Annotated in this window: 16 protein-coding genes; 7 read left to right on the top strand and 9 right to left on the bottom strand. The window is 73.2% G+C overall.

The annotated features are described in order from the left end of the window. Positions 1-397 precede the first annotated feature (397 nt). Entirely contained in the window at positions 398-772 is a 375-nt protein-coding gene (locus ACFVT2_RS37435) for an STAS domain-containing protein (protein WP_037634995.1), read from the top strand. A 68-nt stretch (positions 773-840) separates the two neighbouring features. On the opposite strand, the gene ACFVT2_RS37430 is transcribed toward ACFVT2_RS37435, so the two are convergent. From ACFVT2_RS37430 to ACFVT2_RS37405, 6 genes are all read right to left on the bottom strand, one after another. Further along, the gene (locus tag ACFVT2_RS37430) at positions 841-2,100 is read right to left on the bottom strand and encodes a sensor histidine kinase (RefSeq protein WP_390025551.1); all 1,260 of its coding nucleotides are present in this window, start codon (positions 2,098-2,100) and stop codon (positions 841-843) included. A gap of 122 nt (positions 2,101-2,222) precedes the next feature. After that, entirely contained in the window at positions 2,223-2,885 is a 663-nt protein-coding gene (locus ACFVT2_RS37425) for a response regulator (RefSeq protein ID WP_390025514.1), read from the bottom strand. Between the two features lie 319 nt (positions 2,886-3,204). Further along, positions 3,205-3,642 carry a hypothetical protein gene (locus ACFVT2_RS37420; protein WP_390025512.1) on the bottom strand — a complete coding sequence of 146 codons (438 nt, stop codon included), beginning with the start codon at positions 3,640-3,642 and terminating at the stop codon, positions 3,205-3,207. A 181-nt stretch (positions 3,643-3,823) separates the two neighbouring features. Beyond that, on the bottom strand, positions 3,824-5,041 hold the full coding sequence (locus ACFVT2_RS37415) for a helix-turn-helix domain-containing protein (protein WP_390025510.1): 1,218 nt from the start codon (positions 5,039-5,041) through the stop codon (positions 3,824-3,826). A 61-nt stretch (positions 5,042-5,102) separates the two neighbouring features. Further along, positions 5,103-6,137 (bottom strand): hypothetical protein, encoded by a 1,035-nt coding sequence (locus tag ACFVT2_RS37410; RefSeq protein WP_390025508.1) that lies wholly within the window; start codon positions 6,135-6,137, stop codon positions 5,103-5,105. Positions 6,138-6,348: 211 nt separating this feature from the next. Next, on the bottom strand, positions 6,349-6,819 hold the full coding sequence (locus ACFVT2_RS37405) for a hypothetical protein (RefSeq protein WP_390025506.1): 471 nt from the start codon (positions 6,817-6,819) through the stop codon (positions 6,349-6,351). Positions 6,820-6,993: 174 nt separating this feature from the next. On the opposite strand from ACFVT2_RS37405, the gene ACFVT2_RS37400 reads away from it, so the two are divergent. The 3 genes from ACFVT2_RS37400 to ACFVT2_RS37390 all read left to right on the top strand — a co-directional run bounded on the left by ACFVT2_RS37400 (position 6,994) and on the right by ACFVT2_RS37390 (position 12,830). Then, the gene (locus tag ACFVT2_RS37400) at positions 6,994-8,889 is read left to right on the top strand and encodes a protein kinase (RefSeq protein ID WP_390025504.1); all 1,896 of its coding nucleotides are present in this window, start codon (positions 6,994-6,996) and stop codon (positions 8,887-8,889) included. Between the two features lie 250 nt (positions 8,890-9,139). Next, positions 9,140-10,840 (top strand): succinic semialdehyde dehydrogenase, encoded by a 1,701-nt coding sequence (locus ACFVT2_RS37395; protein ID WP_390025502.1) that lies wholly within the window; start codon positions 9,140-9,142, stop codon positions 10,838-10,840. A gap of 121 nt (positions 10,841-10,961) precedes the next feature. Then, positions 10,962-12,830: a GMC oxidoreductase gene (locus ACFVT2_RS37390; protein WP_390025500.1), complete on the top strand. Its 1,869-nt coding sequence runs from the start codon at positions 10,962-10,964 to the stop codon at positions 12,828-12,830. Between the two features lie 106 nt (positions 12,831-12,936). Here ACFVT2_RS37390 and ACFVT2_RS37385 read toward each other — a convergent pair whose 3' ends face one another. Beyond that, positions 12,937-14,010 (bottom strand): cell wall protein, encoded by a 1,074-nt coding sequence (locus ACFVT2_RS37385; protein ID WP_390025498.1) that lies wholly within the window; start codon positions 14,008-14,010, stop codon positions 12,937-12,939. Between the two features lie 853 nt (positions 14,011-14,863). Continuing rightward, complete coding sequence (locus ACFVT2_RS37380; RefSeq protein WP_390025496.1) at positions 14,864-15,184, bottom strand: chorismate mutase; 321 nt, start codon at positions 15,182-15,184, stop codon at positions 14,864-14,866. Between the two features lie 270 nt (positions 15,185-15,454). Here ACFVT2_RS37380 and guaA point away from each other — a divergent pair, with 270 nt between their 5' ends. Next, on the top strand, positions 15,455-17,041 hold the full coding sequence (gene guaA / locus ACFVT2_RS37375) for a glutamine-hydrolyzing GMP synthase (RefSeq protein WP_390025494.1): 1,587 nt from the start codon (positions 15,455-15,457) through the stop codon (positions 17,039-17,041). A 208-nt stretch (positions 17,042-17,249) separates the two neighbouring features. After that, the gene (locus ACFVT2_RS37370; protein ID WP_390025492.1) at positions 17,250-18,137 is read left to right on the top strand and encodes a 2-hydroxy-3-oxopropionate reductase; all 888 of its coding nucleotides are present in this window, start codon (positions 17,250-17,252) and stop codon (positions 18,135-18,137) included. Between the two features lie 86 nt (positions 18,138-18,223). Here the strand turns inward: ACFVT2_RS37370 and ACFVT2_RS37365 are convergent, their stop codons facing one another. Then, on the bottom strand, positions 18,224-18,769 hold the full coding sequence (locus ACFVT2_RS37365) for an SRPBCC family protein (protein ID WP_390025490.1): 546 nt from the start codon (positions 18,767-18,769) through the stop codon (positions 18,224-18,226). 117 nt (positions 18,770-18,886) lie between these two features. Between ACFVT2_RS37365 and ACFVT2_RS37360 the strand changes: the two genes are divergently transcribed. Next, the gene (locus ACFVT2_RS37360) at positions 18,887-19,672 is read left to right on the top strand and encodes a class II aldolase/adducin family protein (RefSeq protein WP_390025488.1); all 786 of its coding nucleotides are present in this window, start codon (positions 18,887-18,889) and stop codon (positions 19,670-19,672) included. Positions 19,673-19,777 lie beyond the last annotated feature (105 nt).

The following is a 19,777-nucleotide window of genomic DNA, read 5'->3' as shown; positions in this document are numbered from 1 at the left end:
GGCACCGGACGTGCGCACGCCGTGACGGTCGCCGTGTCCTCGAATGTAGTGGGCGGGTACGACACCACAGGCGCCTTTGCGGCAAAGCCGGTCAGAAGCCCGTTGCGGATGGTAAAGGCCCCATGACGTTGTGGCGGATCTGGTGGCGCTTCCCGCTCGAAGTGGGTCGGTGCGGACCGTTCGTGCCCGTATCAACCCATGTGTTACGCGGGTGTGACCGGTTGCGGGCGAAAACTCGCCGGGCTCTGGGCATAGCCTTGGGGAGGGTTGGCCCGCCGCGCCATGGAATCGAAAGCGTTTCACGGGGGAGAGGCCGGGCAGTCGAGCCGGGAAGGGTGGGTTCCGCATTGCAACCGGGGCACATCCGGTCCGAAAGCGAGCGAAAGGCTTCGAGCGCGTGTCGTTGAAGGTGGCAGAGGACGAAAAGGGCCCTTGGGCCGTACTCCAGGTTTCCGGGGAAATGGACCTGGTCACATCGCCCGCGGTGCGCCAGCACGTGCACGACGCGGTGGCCGACGGCCGGCGGTCCCTGGTCCTCGATCTCTCCGAGGTCCGGTTCTGTGATTCCAGTGGCGTGGGCGTACTGATCGCCGCCCGCCGCCTGATGCGTTCCTGTCAGGGGCGGCTGCGGTTGATCCTGCCCGCGCAGGGTGCCGTCGACGGCTCGCACGTCAACCGCGTCCTCGCGGCTCTCGGCGTCCGCCGGCTCTTCGAGGTCTACCCGGACCTGTCCACCGCGGTGGACGAGGCGGCCGCACCCCTGTCGGCCTGAGGCGGCCCGTGGCGGCCGGCCGCGCGGCGCGCGGGCCCACCCGGCCCCCCGCAGCGGAAACCCGCCCCTCAGCCCGCCCCGTACGGGAACTCGGCCCGTACGACGAAGCCCCCCTCGGACGTAGGGCGTGCCTCCAGCGTCCCGCCGAGGCTCTGCGCGCGTTCGCGCAGCCCCACCAGTCCGTGCCCGCCCCCGGGGAGCACGGGGACCGACGCCGTCGCGTCCGGCGGCCCGTTGTGGATCTCCACCCGCAGCCCCTCCCGGACCCGCTCCGCCGGGTCCGTGCCCGTGCCGGCCGACGCGCCCAGCTCCACCGCGTCGACCCGGACCCGCACCCGCGCGCCCGGCGCGTGCTTGCGGACGTTGGTGAGCGCCTCCTGGACGGTGCGGAAGGCGGCCCGCTCCACCGTCCTGGCGCCGCGCGGACGCCCCGGACCGGCCTCCGCGCCGGCCCCCGCACCGCCGTCCTGTGCCGCGTCCAGCCCCTCGTACGTCACGTCCAGTGCGCTCATCTCGATCAACCGGGGCAGCTCGTCCAGGTCCGGCTGTGGGGCCAGTTCGCCGGCCCCCTGGGCGTCGCCGCCGGCCGCCCGTAGGACGCCGACCATGTGCCGCAGCTCCTCCAGCGTGCGGACGGACAGTTCGCGGATGGTCCGGGCCCCGTTCCGCGCCGTCTCGTCCGCCGTGCTGACCTGTACGGCGCCGGCCTGGAGGCTGATCAGGCTGACCTGATGGGCCACCACGTCGTGCATCTCGCGCGCCAGCCGGGCCCGTTCGGTGGCCTTCACGCGCTCCGCCAGCAGCCGGTCCTCGCGGCGCAGGCTGCGGGTCAGGTCCTCGACGCGGGAGGCGAGTTCGCGGCGGGTCCGGACCAGCAGGCCGAGCGCTATCGGGGCCGCGGAGGTGACGCAGGCGTCGATCAGGACCAGGGTGTTCTCGCGGTACGCGGTCGGCTCGAAGTCGGAGATCGGATACGGCAGGAAGTGCGCGGCGACCAGCAACAGCGCACAGAGGACGAGCCGGGCGTGGACGCGGGCGGGGGTGCCTCCCGTTCGAGCGGAACCGGGGAGGGGGGTGGCGGCGAGGGTGTACAGGGCGATCATCGGCGCGAACCAGATGTAGCCGATGTAGAGCCCCGGGAGGGTCACCAGGAACACCAGCAGCGGCCAGCGGCGCCGCAACAGCAGGGCGGCCGCCGCGACCACCGAGACGCCCAGCTCCAGCGCCATCTCCAGGCCGTTGACCAGGAGGGCGTCGGCGATCGAGAGCAGCACCGGGACCAGCACCGGGCCGATCCGGTGCAGTCGGTCCGCCAGCGGCCCGCGCAGGAGCCGGCGGACGGCCCGGCGGGCGCGCGCCCGGAGGATGGTGGCCCGGCCGCGGTCCCGTACGTCCCGCGCCGCGCCGCGTGTTCCCGCTTCCCGGCGCGTGCCGCCCGGCCCGCCGGATATCACCAGGCCCCCCGCGGAGCCCCTGCCACCAGGCCGGCCCGGTCGGCGACGATGGCCGCCTGCACCCGATTGATTCCGCCCAATTTGGCCAGGAGCGCCCGTACATGGTCCTTCACGGTGCTGGGCGCCAGCCCCATCCGCTCCGCTATGGGCGCATTGCCCAGGCCCTCGCCCAGCAGCGCCAGCACCTGCGACTCGCGCGGCGTCAGCCCGCTCACCGCCCGGGCCGCGGCGGCCTGGTCCTCGGCCGTCAGATAGCCCCCGATCACCGCCCGGGTCACCCCGGGATCCAGCACGCTGCCGCCCGCCGCCAGCGTCCGCACCGCCCGCACCAGTTGCTCCGGGTCGGAGTCCTTGAGCAGGAAGCCCGCCGCGCCCTCCCGTAGCGCCGCCGTCAGGTATTCCTGGGCGTCGAAGGTGGTGAGCATCGCCACGGCCGGCGGCTCCGGGGCGGCGCGCAGCCCGCGCAGCACGGTCAACCCGTCCACGTCCGGCATCCGGATGTCGAGGAGGACGACCTCGGCCGCGCATCCCAGCACGGTCTCCACGGCCTCCCCGCCGCCGCAGTCCGCCACCATTTCGATGTCCGGGGCGGTCCCCAGGATCATCCGCAGTCCGGACCTGACGAGCCGCTCGTCATCCACCACAGCGACACGGATCACCGGCCGCCCCTTTCTTCCACACACCTGTCCAAGCCCCGGAACCGCCCGGCACTGCGCGGCTCCGTCCCCTGCCGTCGGGTCCTCCTTCGGAGGGCCCCGCACCCCCGCCGAGCGGCGGGGGTCCTCGCCCGACCTGCGGACGATGGTGCGGAGCGGGCCCCGCGGGCAGAGTGGTTCTCATGCTGCACCACTGAAGAGGCCACAAGCCCAGGACGCGTTGCAGCTCACATCGACGGCCGCCGCGGCCCCCACACGCGGCGGACGTCCCCGGCGCGCGGGGGCGGCCCGGAGGAGACCTCTCCCACCCGGTCGCGGGGGCCTACGAGGCCCTGCCGCTGCCGCCCTCGCCGCCGTTCTCGTCCGGTGCGCCCATGCCGTCCGGTGCGCCCGCCCACTGCCTCTCCGCCGACGCCGCCGGCTCGTCGGCGTGCTCCGCCCCCTCCGTGCCGCCGCGCCGCCGGTACTCCGCCAGCAGGTCCCCACGGCTCTCCGCGACCCGTACGGCGTCCCGCAGCGCCGTGCTCAACTGCGCCGACAGGAACCGCAACTGCCCCGCATCGGCCGCCGGATCGTCGATCAGCGGCTCGGCGTGCTCCAGCAGCCCGAGGCTCATCGACAGGTGTACCTCCTCCACCTGGTCGGCATACCGGGAGACCCGGCCGGCGCCCGCACGGTCGGTGAGCAGGTAGCAACTCTGGCCATCGGGCCCGTCCCACGGCAGCAGCCGGGCAACGGGACGATCGGAAGGGTGCGGCACGTCAGCCTGCCTTCTGGGGGAGTGGGTGGGGCCTGGGCCGGTGGGTGGCCAAGGGGCCGTCGACCTGACGGGGCAGCAACGCTAGGCGGCTGCGCACCGCGCGGACAGGGACGTCCTGTGCCACTTCGCACCGGGGGTGGGACGCCGTGTCCCACCCCCACCCGTCCGGGCCGGGTGTCGGCTACGCGTCGAGGTCGAGCCGGTCGGCCAGCTCCATCAGCGGGGAGGTCCGACGCCTTTCCCGACCGCGGAGTTCGGACACCAGGCGCAGGCTGGTGGAGTGGTAGCGCATCCACTCCGGCGCGGTGCGCTCGGCGGCGAGCAGGGCCGCCACCGCCCCGTCGTCCTGGTTCAGTTCCGCGTGGGCCAGGGCGCGATCGACGTGGAACCGCGCACGCCACGTGGGCGGCAGCGCCCGCAGTTCCGGTACGGTGCGCGCGGTGCGCAGGGCTTCCGCGCTGTCTTCCATCTCCACCAGGAAGTTGACCTTCGCCACACCCACGTTGGTGGGGCCGAACGGGGTCGCGTAGTCGATCCGGTCCGCACCGAGCCTGGCCGCCGCCGCGCCCGTCAGCGTGAGCAATTCGCGCACGGTGTCCCGGCGTTCCCGGCGGACGGCCGCCGTTGCCGCCCGGAGCAGCAGGATTCCCCATAGCGCCAACTCGACCGGCGGGGAGCGGAAGCCGGGCTCGATGCGCTCGGCGGTGCTGAGCGCGACGTGTTCGGCGTCCGCCAATCGCCCCTGCTTGGTCAGGACCCAGGCGAGGCTGGAGAACCCCACGGCCTCCAAGTGGGGGTCGTCCCCTTTGGCCGCCGCCGTCCTCGACCGTTCGAGCGCGGTGAACGCGGCATCCTCCTTACCCAGCGCAGCCAGCGTCGTCGCGGCGATCTGATACGCCTCGGCCAGCACGGACTGGGCGGCGGCGGCCGCGCTCCCGGTGGAGACGTGCGCCACCGCCTTGGCGTCGCTGATCAACTGCGGGAGCAGCGCGCCGATTTCGGCCATGCGCCCTTCCCGACGGATGCGTTCCGTCGAGTGCAGCGCGGTCCGCAACGCCGCAATGTCCGGTGGGTCCTCGGGGTCCGGGTCCTCCCCGAGGAGTTCGGACACCGGAGAGACGGCCCGACGGAGGGCCAGTACCGACGGCTGTTCGCCGTCGCCGCGCACCTCGAAGGTGGTGGGCTTGCCGACCAGCGCCGACGTCTCGACGTCCAGCGCCGCGGCCAGCGCGTTGAGCGTGCTCAGGCGGGCCGTCCGGCGCACGCCCTGTTCGAGTTTGCGCACGACGTCGACGGACAACCCGGCGCGTTCGGCGAGCCCTTCCTGCGTCAACTTGCGTCGTGCGCGCAGCCGGGCGATGCGCTCCCCGATACCGGGTTCCTCGTGGAACAACTCCATGGCCACCCCCGCGAGACGGACGTATCGACCACGCTACGCCTGCGGGCGCCGGGGCGTCGCGTCACGGAGCGGAGTCGTCGGGGGAGGGCCCGGCCTCCCGGTCCCGCCCTACCCCCGCCCCCATCACCAACACCACCACCGACGTCATCGCCGCCAGGCCGTACGCGGTGGTGGCCATGGAGAGCGCGCCCTCCGGCGTCTCGAAGGACTGGTTGAAGAAGTCGGTGACGGTCAGCCAGACCACCGTGCGGACGGTGAGGTAGAGCTGGACCGAGGCGAAGACCAGGAGCGCGCCGCGGAGGTCGCGGCGGGCCCGGAGGGCCAGCCCGCCCAGCAGCAGGAAGCCCAGCACCGAGCCGAGGGTGGTGAACTCGGCGGAGGCGGCCAGGTTGAGGGTGCCCAGGACCGAGCCGTCCACCGCGCCGCGGAGGTACCGGGCGGTGTCCATCCCGGCGGTCGTCAGGTCGCGGACGGTCCAGGCGAGTCGACTCAGGCCCATGACGAGGAAGAGGACGCCGCAGATGCGGGAGAGGCGCCGGTCGCGGGCCCGGGGGGCGGGGCGCGGGGCGGGCGGGGTGGCGTCCGCGCGGCGCCGCCGGCGGTGCTCCGTCGCCGGGAGCATCGTGGTCAGCACGACCACCGCCACCACCAGGCCCAGCACCCGGGTGGCCAGCGCCCATCCGCCGAGCGGGTCGGTGGCGTACTGGTAGCGGTAGGCCGCGTCGCAGAGGCCGACCGCCTCGCGCAGCGAGACGGCCAGGAGGAAGAACCCCGAGAAGAGCGCGGCGCTGCGGGCCGGCCGCCGGTGGGCGACGGCGAGCCCGGCGGTCGCGAGGAAGGCGGCGGCGAAGGCCCACTCGTAGGGGCCGACCAGTTGGGAGGCGGAGGAGGCGCCGGGGTTGAAGAGCCCTTCGACGAAGTCCCAGAGGGACCCGTCCCCTTGCACGATGCCGTACACCGTCCAGGCGGTGAGCGCGGACGCGTAGAGGGTGAGGAAGAACGCGGCGGTGTGGTACGCGCCGTGGTGCTCGGGAGCGGCGCGGGGCGGGTCGCCGCCCGGACGGACGTCCAGCGCGTCGCCGTCCCGCATCACCATGGCCGAGCCCCGTTTCCGTGCTGGTCGTTGCCGTGGCGGAGTCGTCGCCGGTGTCGCCGCTACCGCCGCCTCACTGTGTCAAGGACGGGTGGAGGGGCGGGGGAGGTTCCGTTCCGTGTGTCGCGAGTTGATCAAGATGCGGCGGAGCTCACCGTACGCGGCCGGAACCGGGGTCGGGCGCGGGCCCGGGCCGCGTCCGGTTCCGGCCGGTTCACCGTACGCGGCGGCCGGTGACGGCCACGAAGTCGCGGATGCTCCGGCGGGTGGTGTCCCGCAGGTCGCTGAAGGCGGCGAGGTCCGGGGCCCCGTGGATTGCGGTCACCTCCGCCATGATCTGTTCGCTGCGGTCGAGGACGTCCGGGTCGTCGGACACCATCTGGGCCCGGAACATCGCCTCTTGGGCCGCGGCCCGGGCCCGGTAGACCTCCTCGCGCAGCTCCGGGGTGTCCTCGCCGCAACGTTCCCCCTCGTGCCGCACGAACCAGTGGTGGACGAGGAGCCGGCGGTAGTCCAGGAGGGCGCCCGCATAGGCGCAGTACGCATCTATCCGTTCCTGTCGGAGCTGCTGCGCGCGGGCGAACCGTTCGCTGCGGTCGGCGGACCGGCTCTGGAAGTGGTGGGTGACCGCGGAACCCAGCAGGGTCCCGAAGACGGCGACGATGCTCGCTATGACTGCCTCCATGACAGGCAGTGGACCACATGGGCGGGAGGTTCCCGGCCGTTTTCCCCCTGGTGCAGGTGGCGCCGGCTCCTTTGCCCTACTGGCGGTAACTGGCGGTGATCGGGGCGGTGTTGGGGTATCGCCGAGGTGGGAGCCGCCCCGGTTCGCCGGGCGGCCGTGCGGCAAGATATCGCCATGGGGATCTTCGGGGGAGAAGGCCGACTGATCGGTGACCGGTACCGGCTGGACATCCGGCTGGGCCGCGGTGGCATGGGAACGGTCTGGCGGGCCACGGACGAACTGCTGGGCCGCCAAGTGGCCGTAAAAGAGCTGAATGTGGACGACCTCGCGGCCGAACCCGAGGCGCGCGTGCAGCGCGACCGGGCGATGCGGGAGGCGCGGACGGTCGCCCAGGTCAAGCATCCGCACGTGATCGTGGTGCACGACGTGGTCGAGCAGGACGGGCGGCCGTGGATCGTGATGGAACTGGTGGAGGGTCCGTCGCTGGCCGACCGGCTGGCGTCCGGCGGGCCGCTCGCGCCGGACGGGGCGGCCCGGATCGGCCTGGCGCTGCTGGGCGCGCTGCGGGCCGCGCACACCCGGGGCGTGCTGCACCGCGACATCAAACCGGCCAACGTACTGCTGGAGCAGGGCAGTGAACGGGTGGTGCTGACCGACTTCGGGATCGCCCAGGTGCCCGGTGTGACGACGCTGACCGACGCCGGCGGCTTCGTCGGCTCGCCCGAGTACACCGCGCCGGAGCGGGTGGTCGGGCGCGGCGCCGGCCCGGAGGCCGACCTGTGGTCGCTGGGGGTGCTGCTGTGTGCCGCCCTCAGCGGGGTGACGCCGTTCCGCCGGGACTCGATGGCGGGGGTGCTGCACGCCGTGGTCTACGAGGAGGTCGAACTCCCGCCGGCGGTCGGCCCGTTGGCGGAGGTGGTCCAGGGGCTGCTGGAACGCGATCCGGAGCGGCGGCTGGACATCGACGCGACGGAGCGGTTGCTGGGCGGCGGTGCGGGGCCGCGGCGGCCGGCGGAGTCGGGCCCCGGCCGGAGTGCGGAGCCCGGGGCGGAGCCGGTGCGCGATCCGTTCGGCGCGGGGGCCGGCGGTGTCCACCCCGGTGCGCAGCCGCCGCACGGGGACCCGTTCCGGCCCGTGGGCGGGTCCACTCCGGCGGCCGGGGCCGGACCCCTGGGGGCGGCCCGCTCCCCGGACGGCGACCCCTTCCGGCCCGGGCGTACCCCGGTGCTGCCCACTACGGGCGACCCGGCGGGCCCCGGCGCGGCCGACCCGGCACCGACCCCGGTGGGGCGGGTCGCGGCCGCCGGCCACCGGGACGCCGCGCCCGGTGCCGCCCGCCCGCAGGTCCGCCGTACCCGCCTCGCCCTGACGATCGCCGCCGCCGTGGTCGTCCTCGGTGGCGCCGCGGCGGGCATCGCCGCCTTCCTGGCGAACGGCGGCGGGGGCGGCGCCACCGAGGACCTGGCCGCCCCGCACCCCGGCACCTCCGCGCAGGCCACCGCCCACAAGGGGAAGAAGGGGCAGCGCGGCCCCCAGGGCCCGTCGGACCCGCAGGGCAGCGCCCCGGACGGCCCCGGGCCCACGGTCACGGTCACCAGGTCCGCCGGGCCGGGCGACGGCCCCGCCCCGCCCGGCTACCAGATCGTCCGGGACCCGGCCGGCTTCGGCATGGCCGTCCCGACCGGCTTCACCCGCTCCTACGAGCACTCACGGGTCTACTACTCCTCCGAGGGCCGACGCTTCCGGATCGGCGTGCAGCTCCAGCAGCCGGTGCCCGAGGGACCGATCGGCGCGATGCGCGCGGCGGACGCCAAGGGGCCCACCACCTACCCCGGTTACCGCGACGGGCAGGTCATCGAGACCACCCACAACGGTTTCCGGGCCGGCCGCTGGGAGTTCGTCTGGGACGGCAGCGCCCAGGACGCCGGCGCGCGTTACACCTACGACCTGAGCTGGAACGAGGGCGGCCGGATGATGGACATCTGGATCTCCTCCCCGGTCGCCTCCCGGATCGAGGCCGAGCGGCAGTTCGACACCGCGGTCGAGTCCTTCCGGCTGTCCGGGCGGTGAGCGGCGGCGAGCGGGCGGCGGCAGGGCCGTACGCCGACGTGACGGGCCCGGCGGTGTGACGGGCCCGGCGCGGTGTACGGGGCCCGCCGGCGCGGACCATCCCCGAGGCCATCTCCCCAGGCCGTCGCCCAGGTCATCCCCCAGACCAGCCCCGTTGTGGCCAGCACATACTGGCGCGATTGTGTCCGGCCTGCGAAAACCTGTTACTCCCGGGTACACAAAGCCGTCCCGGGCGAATACGCTCGCCCGCATGACGGACTCGCAGGACACCGGCACCGCCTCCGCCACCGACGAGGCCCCCCAGGACGCCCCGGCGTCCCCGGCCGCCCCCGAGGCACCCACCGGGGGCACCTCCGAGGGCGGGGGAGGCAACCCGGTCGTGCGCGCCGCGCCCGGCACCCGTACCGCCGCGGACGTGGTCACCCCGGAGGTGGCCGCCCGCCTCACCCGGTGCGTGGTGGCCGGGGGAGGAAGCACCGCCAACCACACCCCGCTCACCGGGGAGAAGCTGGCGGACCTGCCCGAGTCCACCCCCGAGGACGTCGCCACCGCCTTCGAGCGGGCCCGGGCCGCGCAGGAGCGCTGGGCCAAGGTCCCGGTCCGGCAGCGCGCCGCGGTCCTGCTCCGCTTCCACGACCTGGTCCTGCGCCGCCAGGCCGAGGTGCTCGACCTGATCCAGCTGGAGACCGGCAAGGCCCGGCTGCACGCCCACGAGGAAGTCCAGGCGGTCGCCGTCGCCGCCCGCCACTACGGCCGCAAGGCCCCCGCCTACCTCCGCCCCAAGAGCCACACCGGTGTCGTGCCGACCCTGACCAAGGTCACCGAACTCCGCCAGCCGCGCGGCGTGGTGGGGCAGATCGCCCCCTGGAACTACCCCTTCGAGCTGACCGTCGGCGATGCCCTGCCGGCCTTCGTCGCCGGCAACGCCGTGGTCATGAAGCCCGACACGGAAACCGCACTGACCGCCCTGTGGGCGCGCGAGCAGCTGATCGAGGCCGGGCTCCCGGAGGACGTCTGGCAGATCGTGATCGGCGAGGGCCCGATCATCGGCCCGGAGGTCGTCCGGCACGCCGACTACGTCTCGTTCACCGGCTCCACCCGTACCGGCCGCGAGGTCGCCCAGGGCGCCGCGGCCCGGCTCGTCGGCGTCTCCCTCGAACTCGGCGGCAAGAACGCCATGTTGGTGCTGCACGACGCCGACGTGGAGAAGGCCGCCGCCGGCGCCGTCCGCGGCTGTTTCTCCTCCGCGGGCCAGCTGTGCATCTCCATCGAGCGGCTCTACGTCCACGAGTCGATCGCCGACGCGTTCGTCGAGCGGTTCGCCGCCCGGACGAAGGCGATGCGCCTGGGCAACGCCCTCGCCTACGGCGCCGACATGGGCTCGCTGGTCGGCGCGCGTCAGTTGGAGACCGTCACCCGCCACGTCGAGGAGGCGGTGTCCAAGGGTGCCCGGGTGGTCGCCGGCGGCCGCCCCCGCCCCGACATCGGCCCGCTCTTCTACGAGCCGACCATCCTGGACGGCGTCGAGGCGCCGATGGCGGTCTGCGGCGAGGAGACCTTCGGCCCGGTCGTCTCGATCTACCGCTTCCGCGACGAGGACGAGGCGGTGGCCCGCGCCAACGCCACGCCGTACGGCCTGAATTCCAGCGTCTGGACGAAGGACGGCCGGCGCGGCCGGGCCGTCGCCGCCCGCCTGCGAACCGGCACGGTCAACGTCAACGAGGCGTACGCGGCCGGCTACGGCAGCGTGCAGTCCCCGATGGGCGGCATGGGCGACTCGGGCCTGGGCCGCCGCCACGGCTCCGAGGGCATCCTCAAGTACACCGAGGCGCAGACCGTCGCCCAACAGCGAGTGATGCCGCTGGCGCCGTCGTTCGGCATGGACGACGAGAAGTACGCGGCCTTCATGACCCGCAGTCTGCGCGCGATGAAGGCGTTCCGCCTGCGCTGAGCCGAACGCCCCAGCCCCTCCGCCGGAGAAGCTCCGGCCCTCCGGCGGAGAATTTCAGCCCCTCCGGCGATTGAGGAGCGGGGTCCGGGGCGGAGCCCCGAATACGGATACGGAGGTACCGGTGTCACAGGAGCATCCTGCCCAAACCCACGCCCCGGCCGCGGAGTTCGACGACGCCGGCCGCGACGACGCCACCCACGACTACGACGTCCTCGTCATCGGCTCCGGCTTCGGCGGCTCCGTCTCCGCCCTCCGCCTGACCGAGAAGGGCTACCGCGTCGGCGTCCTCGAAGCCGGCCGGCGGTTCACCCGAGAGACCCTGCCGAAGAACTCCTGGGACCTCAAGAACTACCTGTGGGCCCCGGCGCTCGGCCTCTACGGCATCCAGCGCATCCACCTGCTGGGCAACGTGATGGTGCTGGCCGGCGCCGGCGTCGGCGGCGGCTCGCTCAACTACGCCAACACCCTCTACGTCCCGCCCAAGGCGTTCTTCGACGACCCCCAGTGGCGGGAGATCACCGACTGGCAGCAGGAGTTGAAGCCGTACTACGACCAGGCCCGGCGGATGCTCGGGGTCCGGCTCAACCCGACGATGACCCCGTCCGACGTCCACCTGAAGGCGGCCGCACAGGCCATGGGCGTCGGCGACTCCTTCCACATGGCGCCGGTCGGGGTGTTCTTCGGGGACGGCAAGGACGCGGTCGCCGAGGACGCCGCCGGTGCGCACGGGGCCGACGGGGCGGCGAAGGCCCCACCGGGCGGGGAGGTCCCCGACCCGTACTTCGGCGGTGCGGGCCCGTCCCGCCGGGCGTGCACCGAATGCGGCGAGTGCATGACCGGCTGCCGGCACGGCGCCAAGAACACCCTCAACGAGAACTACCTCCACCTCGCCGAGCGGGCGGGCGCGGTGATCCACCCGATGACCTCGGTCGTCGCCGTCACGGAGGACTCCCGCGGCGGTTTCGCGGTCAGGACGCTGCCCACCGACAACAAGAAGAAGGGCGCGGGCAGGACCTTCACCGCCCGCCGGGTGGTCCTCGCCGCCGGCACCTACGGCACCCAGACCCTGCTGCACCGTATGAAGGACAGCGGACTGCTGCCGTACCTCTCCGCCCGCCTCGGCTCGCTGACCCGCACCAACTCCGAGGCGCTGGTGGGCGCCCAGACCACCAGCCGGCGCTACCGCCAACGGCACGGCTCCGACCGGGTCGACTTCACCAAGGGCGTCGCGATCACCTCGTCCATCCACCCCGACGAGAACACCCACATCGAGCCGGTCCGCTACGGCAAGGGCTCCAACTCCATGGGCAGCCTGACGCTCCTTCAGGTCCCGTACCGCCCGGCCGGCCGGGTCCTGGGCTGGGCCGGCAACATGGTCCGCCACCCGGTGCTGGCGCTCCGCTCGCTCTCCAACCGCCGCTGGTCCGAGCGCACCATCATCGGCCTGGTGATGCAGTCCCTGGACAACTCCCTGACCACCTACCGCAAACCGGGCGGCCTGGGGAAGGGCCTGCTCACCGCCCGGCAGGGCCACGGCGCCCCCAACCCCACCCAGATACCCGAGGCCACCGAGGCGGCGACCCTGCTCGCCCAGGAGATCAACGGCTTCGCGGGCAGCAACGTCGGTGAGCTGATGGGCACTCCGCTCACCGCGCACTTCCTCGGCGGCTGCCCGATCGGCGCGGACGCCGACCACGGCGTCATCGACCCCTACCACCGGCTCTACGGCCACCCCGGCATCTCGGTCGTCGACGGGGCCGCCGTCTCCGCCAACCTCGGCGTCAACCCGTCCCTGACGATCACCGCCCAGGCCGAGCGCGCGATGTCCCTGTGGCCCAACAAGGGCGAGGCGGACCCGCGCCCGGCCCCCGGGCGGCCGTACGCGCGGGTGGCGCCGGTCGAGCCGGTCCGCCCGACCGTCCCCGCCTCGGCGTTCGGCGCCCTCACACTGCCGTTCCTGGCCGTCCCTCCGGTCCCGCCGAAGGAGTAGCCGGTGGGCCGAGGAAACAACCGGTAGGCCACGGATGCGCAGGAGGGCCGCCCCCTGAGGGAGCGGCCCTCCTCACCGTCTCACCGGTGTCACCCGTGCGTCCGCGTCACGCGGCGGCGCCGCCGGTGGTCCTGCGCCGCCGGACGACGAAGACCGCCCCGGCGCCGACGGCCATCGCCACGCCGCCCACCAGGCCGATGGTCGGCAGGGCGGACGAGGCACCGGTGGCGGCGAGGTTGCCGGTCACCGGCAGCTTGTCCAGGCCCCCCTTGGGCCTGCCGGAGGCGACCGGCTTGGCGGTGCCCTGCGGACCCGGCTTGTTGCCTGGCTTACCGGGCTTGGCCGGCGGGACCTCGCCCGGCTTGCTGCCGGCGGACAGGATCGCGAAGTCGTACCACTGCTCCACGGACGAGCCGCAGGACCCGTCTTCGTTGTAGTAGTCGCCCGCGACCAGCGCGAACCCGTCACCGGGCGTGGCGCCCCGGTCGGCGCGGATCCGCATCTTCAGCTCGGCGGTCTGGTGCGCGTCCAGCTCGAACCAGCCGAAGTAGTCGCCGTCGGACCACTCACCGAACGCGGTCCACTTGCCGGTGCCGGGGTCCTGGTACTCCAGGTGCAGCTGGGAGCCGGGGCGGGCGTCGCCCTCCAGCGGCACCGCGAGGATGAACGGGTAGACCTCGTCCAGCTTCTTGCCGGTGGTGTTGGTCAGCTTGATGGCGAAGGGCGACCAGTCGGCGCCGGCGACCAGCTTCGAGGGCAGGTTGGCCACGCCGACGTCGAGCGACGCGTCGTCGAGGGTGCACTCGGCGTCGTCCGACGGGCCGGGCGTCGGGGTGCCGGGCGCGGTCGTCGGGGTCGCCGACGCGGCGGGCTCGGCACTGGTCGTGGGTTTGACGGTCCCGCCAGGGGTGGCCGGAGCCGTCGGGCTGGCGCTGCCCCCGGTACCGGTACCGGGCCGGGTCTCGCCGCCCGACGTCTGCTCGCCGCCGGTGGCGGAGGGCTCGGCGGTCGGGGTGGCGCTTTCGCTCTGCTCCGAGCCGGGGGCGACCGGTGTCGGAGTGGCGCTCGCGGTGGCCTCGGTGTCGGGACCGGTCGCGTACGCGGCAGGGGCCGCGACGAGGGCGGCGGGGGCTATGACGGCCGTCGCGGCAACGGCTGTCAGGGCACGGCGGAGCTTCATCCAGAAGACCTCTCGGGGTCCAAAGTGCCGCAGCGCGGCACATCGTGGTGCTGGCCGTCGCGGCGGGGCGCGGTAGGGCCGTGTGATGTCAGGTACGAGACCGTCAGTGGCTGAAAAAAGTTGTTCACTCAACCAAAGGGCTCGCAGTGATCCCGCTCACACTCTTCACAGCCGACTCACAGGCACCACATGGCCGGCGCACAGCGAAGGGCCCCGGGAAATCCTCCGCGAGGGGGGGAACGCGGAGGCCACGGGGCCCTTGGCTTTCGGTGCCGACGTCAGGGCAGCGCCGGCACCGACGCGCGGCGCTGGGGGGGGGGGTAGCGCCGCTGGCTCATCAGGGTGGTGCGGATCGGTATCAGGAAGATGGTGCGAGGTGGTGCGCGGTGCGCCGCTCGCACTGCCGGTATGGACCAATGGCACGCACGGTAAAGGTCCGTACCGAAAGCGGTCGGCGGTTCGTCAAGCATCGTCCTGGATGCGCCTCACGTGGCGCAACCGTTTCGACGGATGCGGTCGGTCCCGGGCGTCCCCAGGACCGACCACCCCATCGGTGTGACCGGGCTGCTGTCCCCTGCTGACCGGTCACGGACCGGAACGAGGTCCCACGACGCGGACCGCTGCCAGCGGCCGGCGTCTCATCGCTCCGGCTTTCCGCCCGTGGGGCGGCGTCTACGCGTAGTCCTGCAGGCCGCGCCTGGCTGGCGTGGCACCGGGAACAACGACCCCTCTCCGGGCCCGGTCACGCGCCGTACGGGTGAGTCGGCACCCGAACGCAGTTCCAGCCGGGCCCCCGCGCGGATCTGGTTGCGCGGCCGATCAATTCCGGCCGCGGGCGGGGGTCTGCCCAGCCTCAGACCCGGCCTCGGGACAGTTCCAGCAAGGTCATGGCCAGCGCGGTGCCGGGGCGGCCGAGCTGATTGCGGTAGTGGGCCAGGATCTCCATCTCGCGGGAGAGGTTCACCCGGCGCCCGCCGGAGGCGATCCGCTCGCGTTGGATGACCGCCGAGACGGCCATCCGTTCTTGGACGAGGCCGATGATCCGGCCGTCGAGATCATCGATCCGGCTCCGTGCGTCCCGGATCGTGTCGGCCGCCTCCGGGGTGTGCGCGCCGGTGTCCGGCGCGGTGGCGGGAGCGGTCGACATCGTCGTCTGTGCGGTGTTGTTGGTCATGGCCTTTTCCGTTTCTCCTGGGGGTGGGTGGGGCCCCGGGAGCCCTGGAAGCCGCTGACGGTCCCGGACAGACACAGGCGCCCCGGACCGTGGTCGGCCCGGGGCGCCTGGGAAGTCGCGTGTCAGTCGATCAAGCAGCGCGACCATGGCAGCCGGACGGGCCGGTGCCATAGGTAAAGACGAAGGTCAGCTGCTGGAACATGGGCTTCAGTATGAGCCCGTTAGAATCGAAAGTCCAACCCCGCTCCACACCGCCGGAAGGCCGCCGAAGTGCCATCAGCGCCCCCTGCCGCCGCACCAGACGTCGTCCTCGTTGTCGACTTCGGCGCACAGTACGCCCAGCTCATCGCCCGCCGGGTCCGCGAGGCCCGGGTTTACAGCGAGATCGTGCCGTCCACCATGCCGGTGGCGGACATGCTCGCCAAGAACCCCAAGGCGATCATCCTCTCCGGCGGTCCGTCGTCGGTCTACGCCGAAGACGCCCCCAGCCTTGACCGTGCGCTGTTCGAAGCCGGTGTCCCGGTCTTCGGCATGTGCTACGGCTTCCAGCTGATGGCCACCACCCTCGGCGGCACGGTCGACAACACCGGTGCCCGTGAGTACGGCCGCACCGGCCTGGCCGTCAGCAAGCCCGGCTCCACCCTCTTCGAGGGCACCCCGGCCGAGCAGTCCGTGTGGATGTCGCACGGCGACGCCTGCTCCGCCGCCCCCGAGGGCTTCACGGTCACCGCGTCCACCGACGTCGTCCCGGTCGCCGCCTTCGAGAACGACGAGAAGAAGCTCTACGGCGTCCAGTACCACCCCGAGGTGCTGCACTCCACGCACGGCCAGCAGGTCCTGGAGCACTTCCTCTACCGCGGCGCGGGCATCGAGCCGACCTGGACGACCACCAGCGTGGTCGAGGAGCAGGTCGCCGCGATCCGCGAGCAGGTCGGCAGCAAGCGGGCGATCTGCGGGCTGTCCGGCGGCGTGGACTCCGCGGTGGCCGCCGCCCTGGTCCAGAAGGCCATCGGCGACCAGCTGACCTGCGTCTACGTCGACCACGGCCTGATGCGCAAGGGCGAGACCGAGCAGGTCGAGAAGGACTTCGTGGCGGCGACGGGCGTGCAGCTCAAGGTCGTCGACGCCGCCGAGCGCTTCCTGAACGCGCTCAAGGGGGTCTCCGACCCCGAGCAGAAGCGGAAGATCATCGGCCGGGAGTTCATCCGGGTCTTCGAGCAGGCCCAGGCCGAGCTGGTCGCCGAGGCCGGCGCCGAGGGCGAGGAAGTGGCCTTCCTGGTCCAGGGCACGCTCTACCCGGACATCGTCGAGTCCGGCGGCGGCACCGGCACCGCGAACATCAAGTCGCACCACAACGTCGGCGGCCTGCCCGACGACATCGAGTTCGAGCTCGTCGAGCCGCTGCGCCAGCTGTTCAAGGACGAGGTCCGGATGGTCGGCACCGAGCTGGGCCTGCCGGACGCGATCGTCCAGCGCCAGCCTTTCCCCGGCCCCGGCCTGGGCATCCGCATCGTCGGCGAGGTCACCCAGGAGCGCCTGGACCTGCTGCGCGAGGCCGACGCCATCGCCCGCGAGGAGCTGACCGCGGCCGGTCTGGACCGCGAGATCTGGCAGTGCCCGGTGGTCCTGCTCGCCGACGTCCGCTCGGTCGGCGTCCAGGGCGACGGCCGCACCTACGGCCACCCGATCGTGCTCCGTCCGGTCTCCTCCGAGGACGCCATGACCGCGGACTGGACGCGCATGCCGTACGAGGCCCTGGCCCGTATCTCCACCCGGATCACCAACGAGGTCGCGGACGTCAACCGCGTCGTCCTGGACGTCACCAGCAAGCCGCCGGGCACGATCGAGTGGGAGTGACCTCCCGCTGACGCCCGGCGCCTGACGACAACGCCGCCGCCCCCGCTCGGGGGTGGCGGCGTTGCCGTTTTCTGAGGGCGGGGCAGGCGGGCCGGCAGGCGGGAGCGCGCCGGTGGTGGTGGTTGACGGCCGGCGGGCGGGAGGGGAAGATGGTTTCCGTATTACGGTAATGGATCTCCGCGATGTGGAAGTGAGTGGGTCGCGCGCTATGAGCACCATCGGTTTCCTCGGCCTCGGCATCATGGGCAGCCCCATGGCGGTGAACCTCGCGAAGGCCGGGCACGCCGTGCTCGGTTGGAACCGCAGCCCCGGCAAGGCGGACGCACTGGTCGCCGCGGGCGGCCGGGAGGCGACGTCGGTCGCCGACGCGGTCCGGGACGCGGACGTCGTCATCACCATGGTCCCGGCGTCCCCGCAGGTCGAGGCCCTCGCCTACGGTCCCGACGGGATCCTGGCCCACGCCAGGCCCGGCACCCTGCTGATCGACATGTCCTCGATCACCCCGCAGACCTCCATCGCCCTGGCGGCGAACGCCGCCGAGAAGGGCGTCCACGTCCTGGACGCCCCGGTCTCCGGTGGCGAGGCCGGCGCCATCGAAGGGGTGCTGTCGATCATGGTCGGCGGTGAGCGGGCCGACTTCGACGCCGCCCGGCCCGTCCTGGAGGCCGTCGGCAAGACCCTCGTGCACTGCGGCCCGCACGGCTCCGGTCAGACCGTCAAGGCCGCCAACCAGCTGATCGTCGCGGTCAACCTCCAGGCGATCGCCGAGGCCGTGGTCTTCCTGGAGAAGTCCGGCGTCGACCTCGCCGCGGCCCTCGACGTCCTGGGCGGCGGCCTGGCCGGCTCCACCGTCCTGGCGCGCAAGAAGGACAACTTCCTCCAGCGCGCGTACGCCCCGGGCTTCAAGCTCGAACTCCACCACAAGGACATGGGCATCGTCACCGACGCCGCCCGCACCGTCGGCGCCCCCCTCCCGGTCGGCGCCACCGCGGCCCAGCTCATCGCGTCCGCGGTGGCCCGGGGCGACGGCGCGCTCGACCACTCGGCGCTGCTCCGCGGTGTCGAACTGCTCAGCGGCTACGGGCCCGAGCAGTAGGCCCGACCCGCCCGCACCGTCGGCCCCGCCGCACCGTACGGCGGGGCCGCGACCGGCCGGTCGGCCGGTCAGTCCCGTACGGCCGGTCAGTCCCGTACGGCCGCCGCCAGTCGCGCCAGCGTCGTGGTCATCGCCGGGCCCATCCGCCGCGGATAGCCGGGGAGTTCGACGACCAGCCGGGGGAGTCGGGCGCGCGACCAGTCGTAGGTGTGCGTGACGCGGGTCCGGGCCGGCCCGGAGCCGTCCGCGGCGGGCGGCCGGTGCAGCTCGTACCGCCAGCGCTGGCCGCCGATCAGCCGGCGGCCGCGGAACTCGCCCCAGGTCTCCCAGGCGATCAGCCGGTCCACCTCGTACTCGACCACCACGTTCACCGAGCGGTAGGCGATCCCCGCCTGCGCCATCGCCATGCCGAACCGGTCGCCCGGCCCCAGCAGGACCGGCCCGTCGGGGCGGCCGCGCAGCATGCCCGAGCCGTCCAGCGCGGCGTGCCGGGCCGGGTCCCGTAGGACGGCGAAGATCCGCTGCGGAGAGGCCGCCAACTCCCGGGTGACGGAGAGCGCGCGGGTGGGGACGGCGCGGGCCGCGGCGGTTCGCCCGTGGTGGGGCATTTCCCTCGTGTTCTGTACGGTCATGCCCCTGGGACGATGCCGCCGCGCGGTTTGTGACGGCGCGGGCCTGGCCTCCGAAGGAAGCGGAGGGTAACTTCCGCCCGAGCGCCGTGAGCCGTACGCGCCAGGAGGAGAACCGCGATGCCCGAGCCGACGCCGATACCCACCGAGCAGTTGCAGTTCGCGATGCCGCCGATGCACACCGGTGTCGAAGAGGAGCGGCGTTACCGCAAGGAGCGCCTGGTGGCGGCGTTGCGGCTCTTCGGGCGGTACGGGTTCGAAGAGGGTGTTTCGGGCCACATCACCGTGCGGGACCCGGAGTTCACCGACTGCTTCTGGGTCAATCCCTTCGGGGTGTCGTTCGCGCTGATGACCGTCGGCGATCTGATCCTGGTCAACGCCGAGGGGAAGGTCGTCGAGGGCCACCACCACGTCAACCAGGCCGCGTTCACCATCCACGCGCAGATCCACCGGGCCCGCCCGGACGTCGTCGCCGCCGCCCACAGCCACTCCACCTACGGCCGCGCGCTCGCCGCCCTCGGGGAACTGCTGGACCCGATCACCCAGGACGTCTGCGCGTTCTACGAGGACCACGCCCTCTACGACGCCTATACGGGCGTGGTGGTGGACGAGGAGGAGGGGCGCCGGATCGCCGCCGCGCTCGGCCCGCACAAGGCCGTGATCCTGCGCAACCACGGGCTGCTGACGGTCGGCGACTCGGTCGACGCGGCGGCCTGGTGGTTCCTCACGATGGAGCGCTGCTGCCAGGTGCAACTGGCGGCGAAGGCGGCCGGCAAGCCGGTGCCGATCGCCCATCAGGACGCGGTGCACACCCGGGAACAACTGGGCAGCGACCTGGTCGCGTGGATCAACTACCAGCCGCTGTACCAGCAGATCGCGCGGCACGAACCGGAGATGTTCGGCTAGGGCCCATCCGCCCCTGATCCACCGGACCGGCCCTGGACGGCGCGGTTGGCTCGGCGGGCGGGACGACGCGACGGAGGGGCGGCGCCGCGCGGGCCTGGTGGGCCG

The sequence above is a fragment of the Streptomyces sp. NPDC058000 genome (assembly GCF_042886435.1).
Lineage (GTDB): Bacteria > Actinomycetota > Actinomycetes > Streptomycetales > Streptomycetaceae > Streptomyces.
This window is presented reverse-complemented; position numbering and strand designations above follow the sequence as displayed.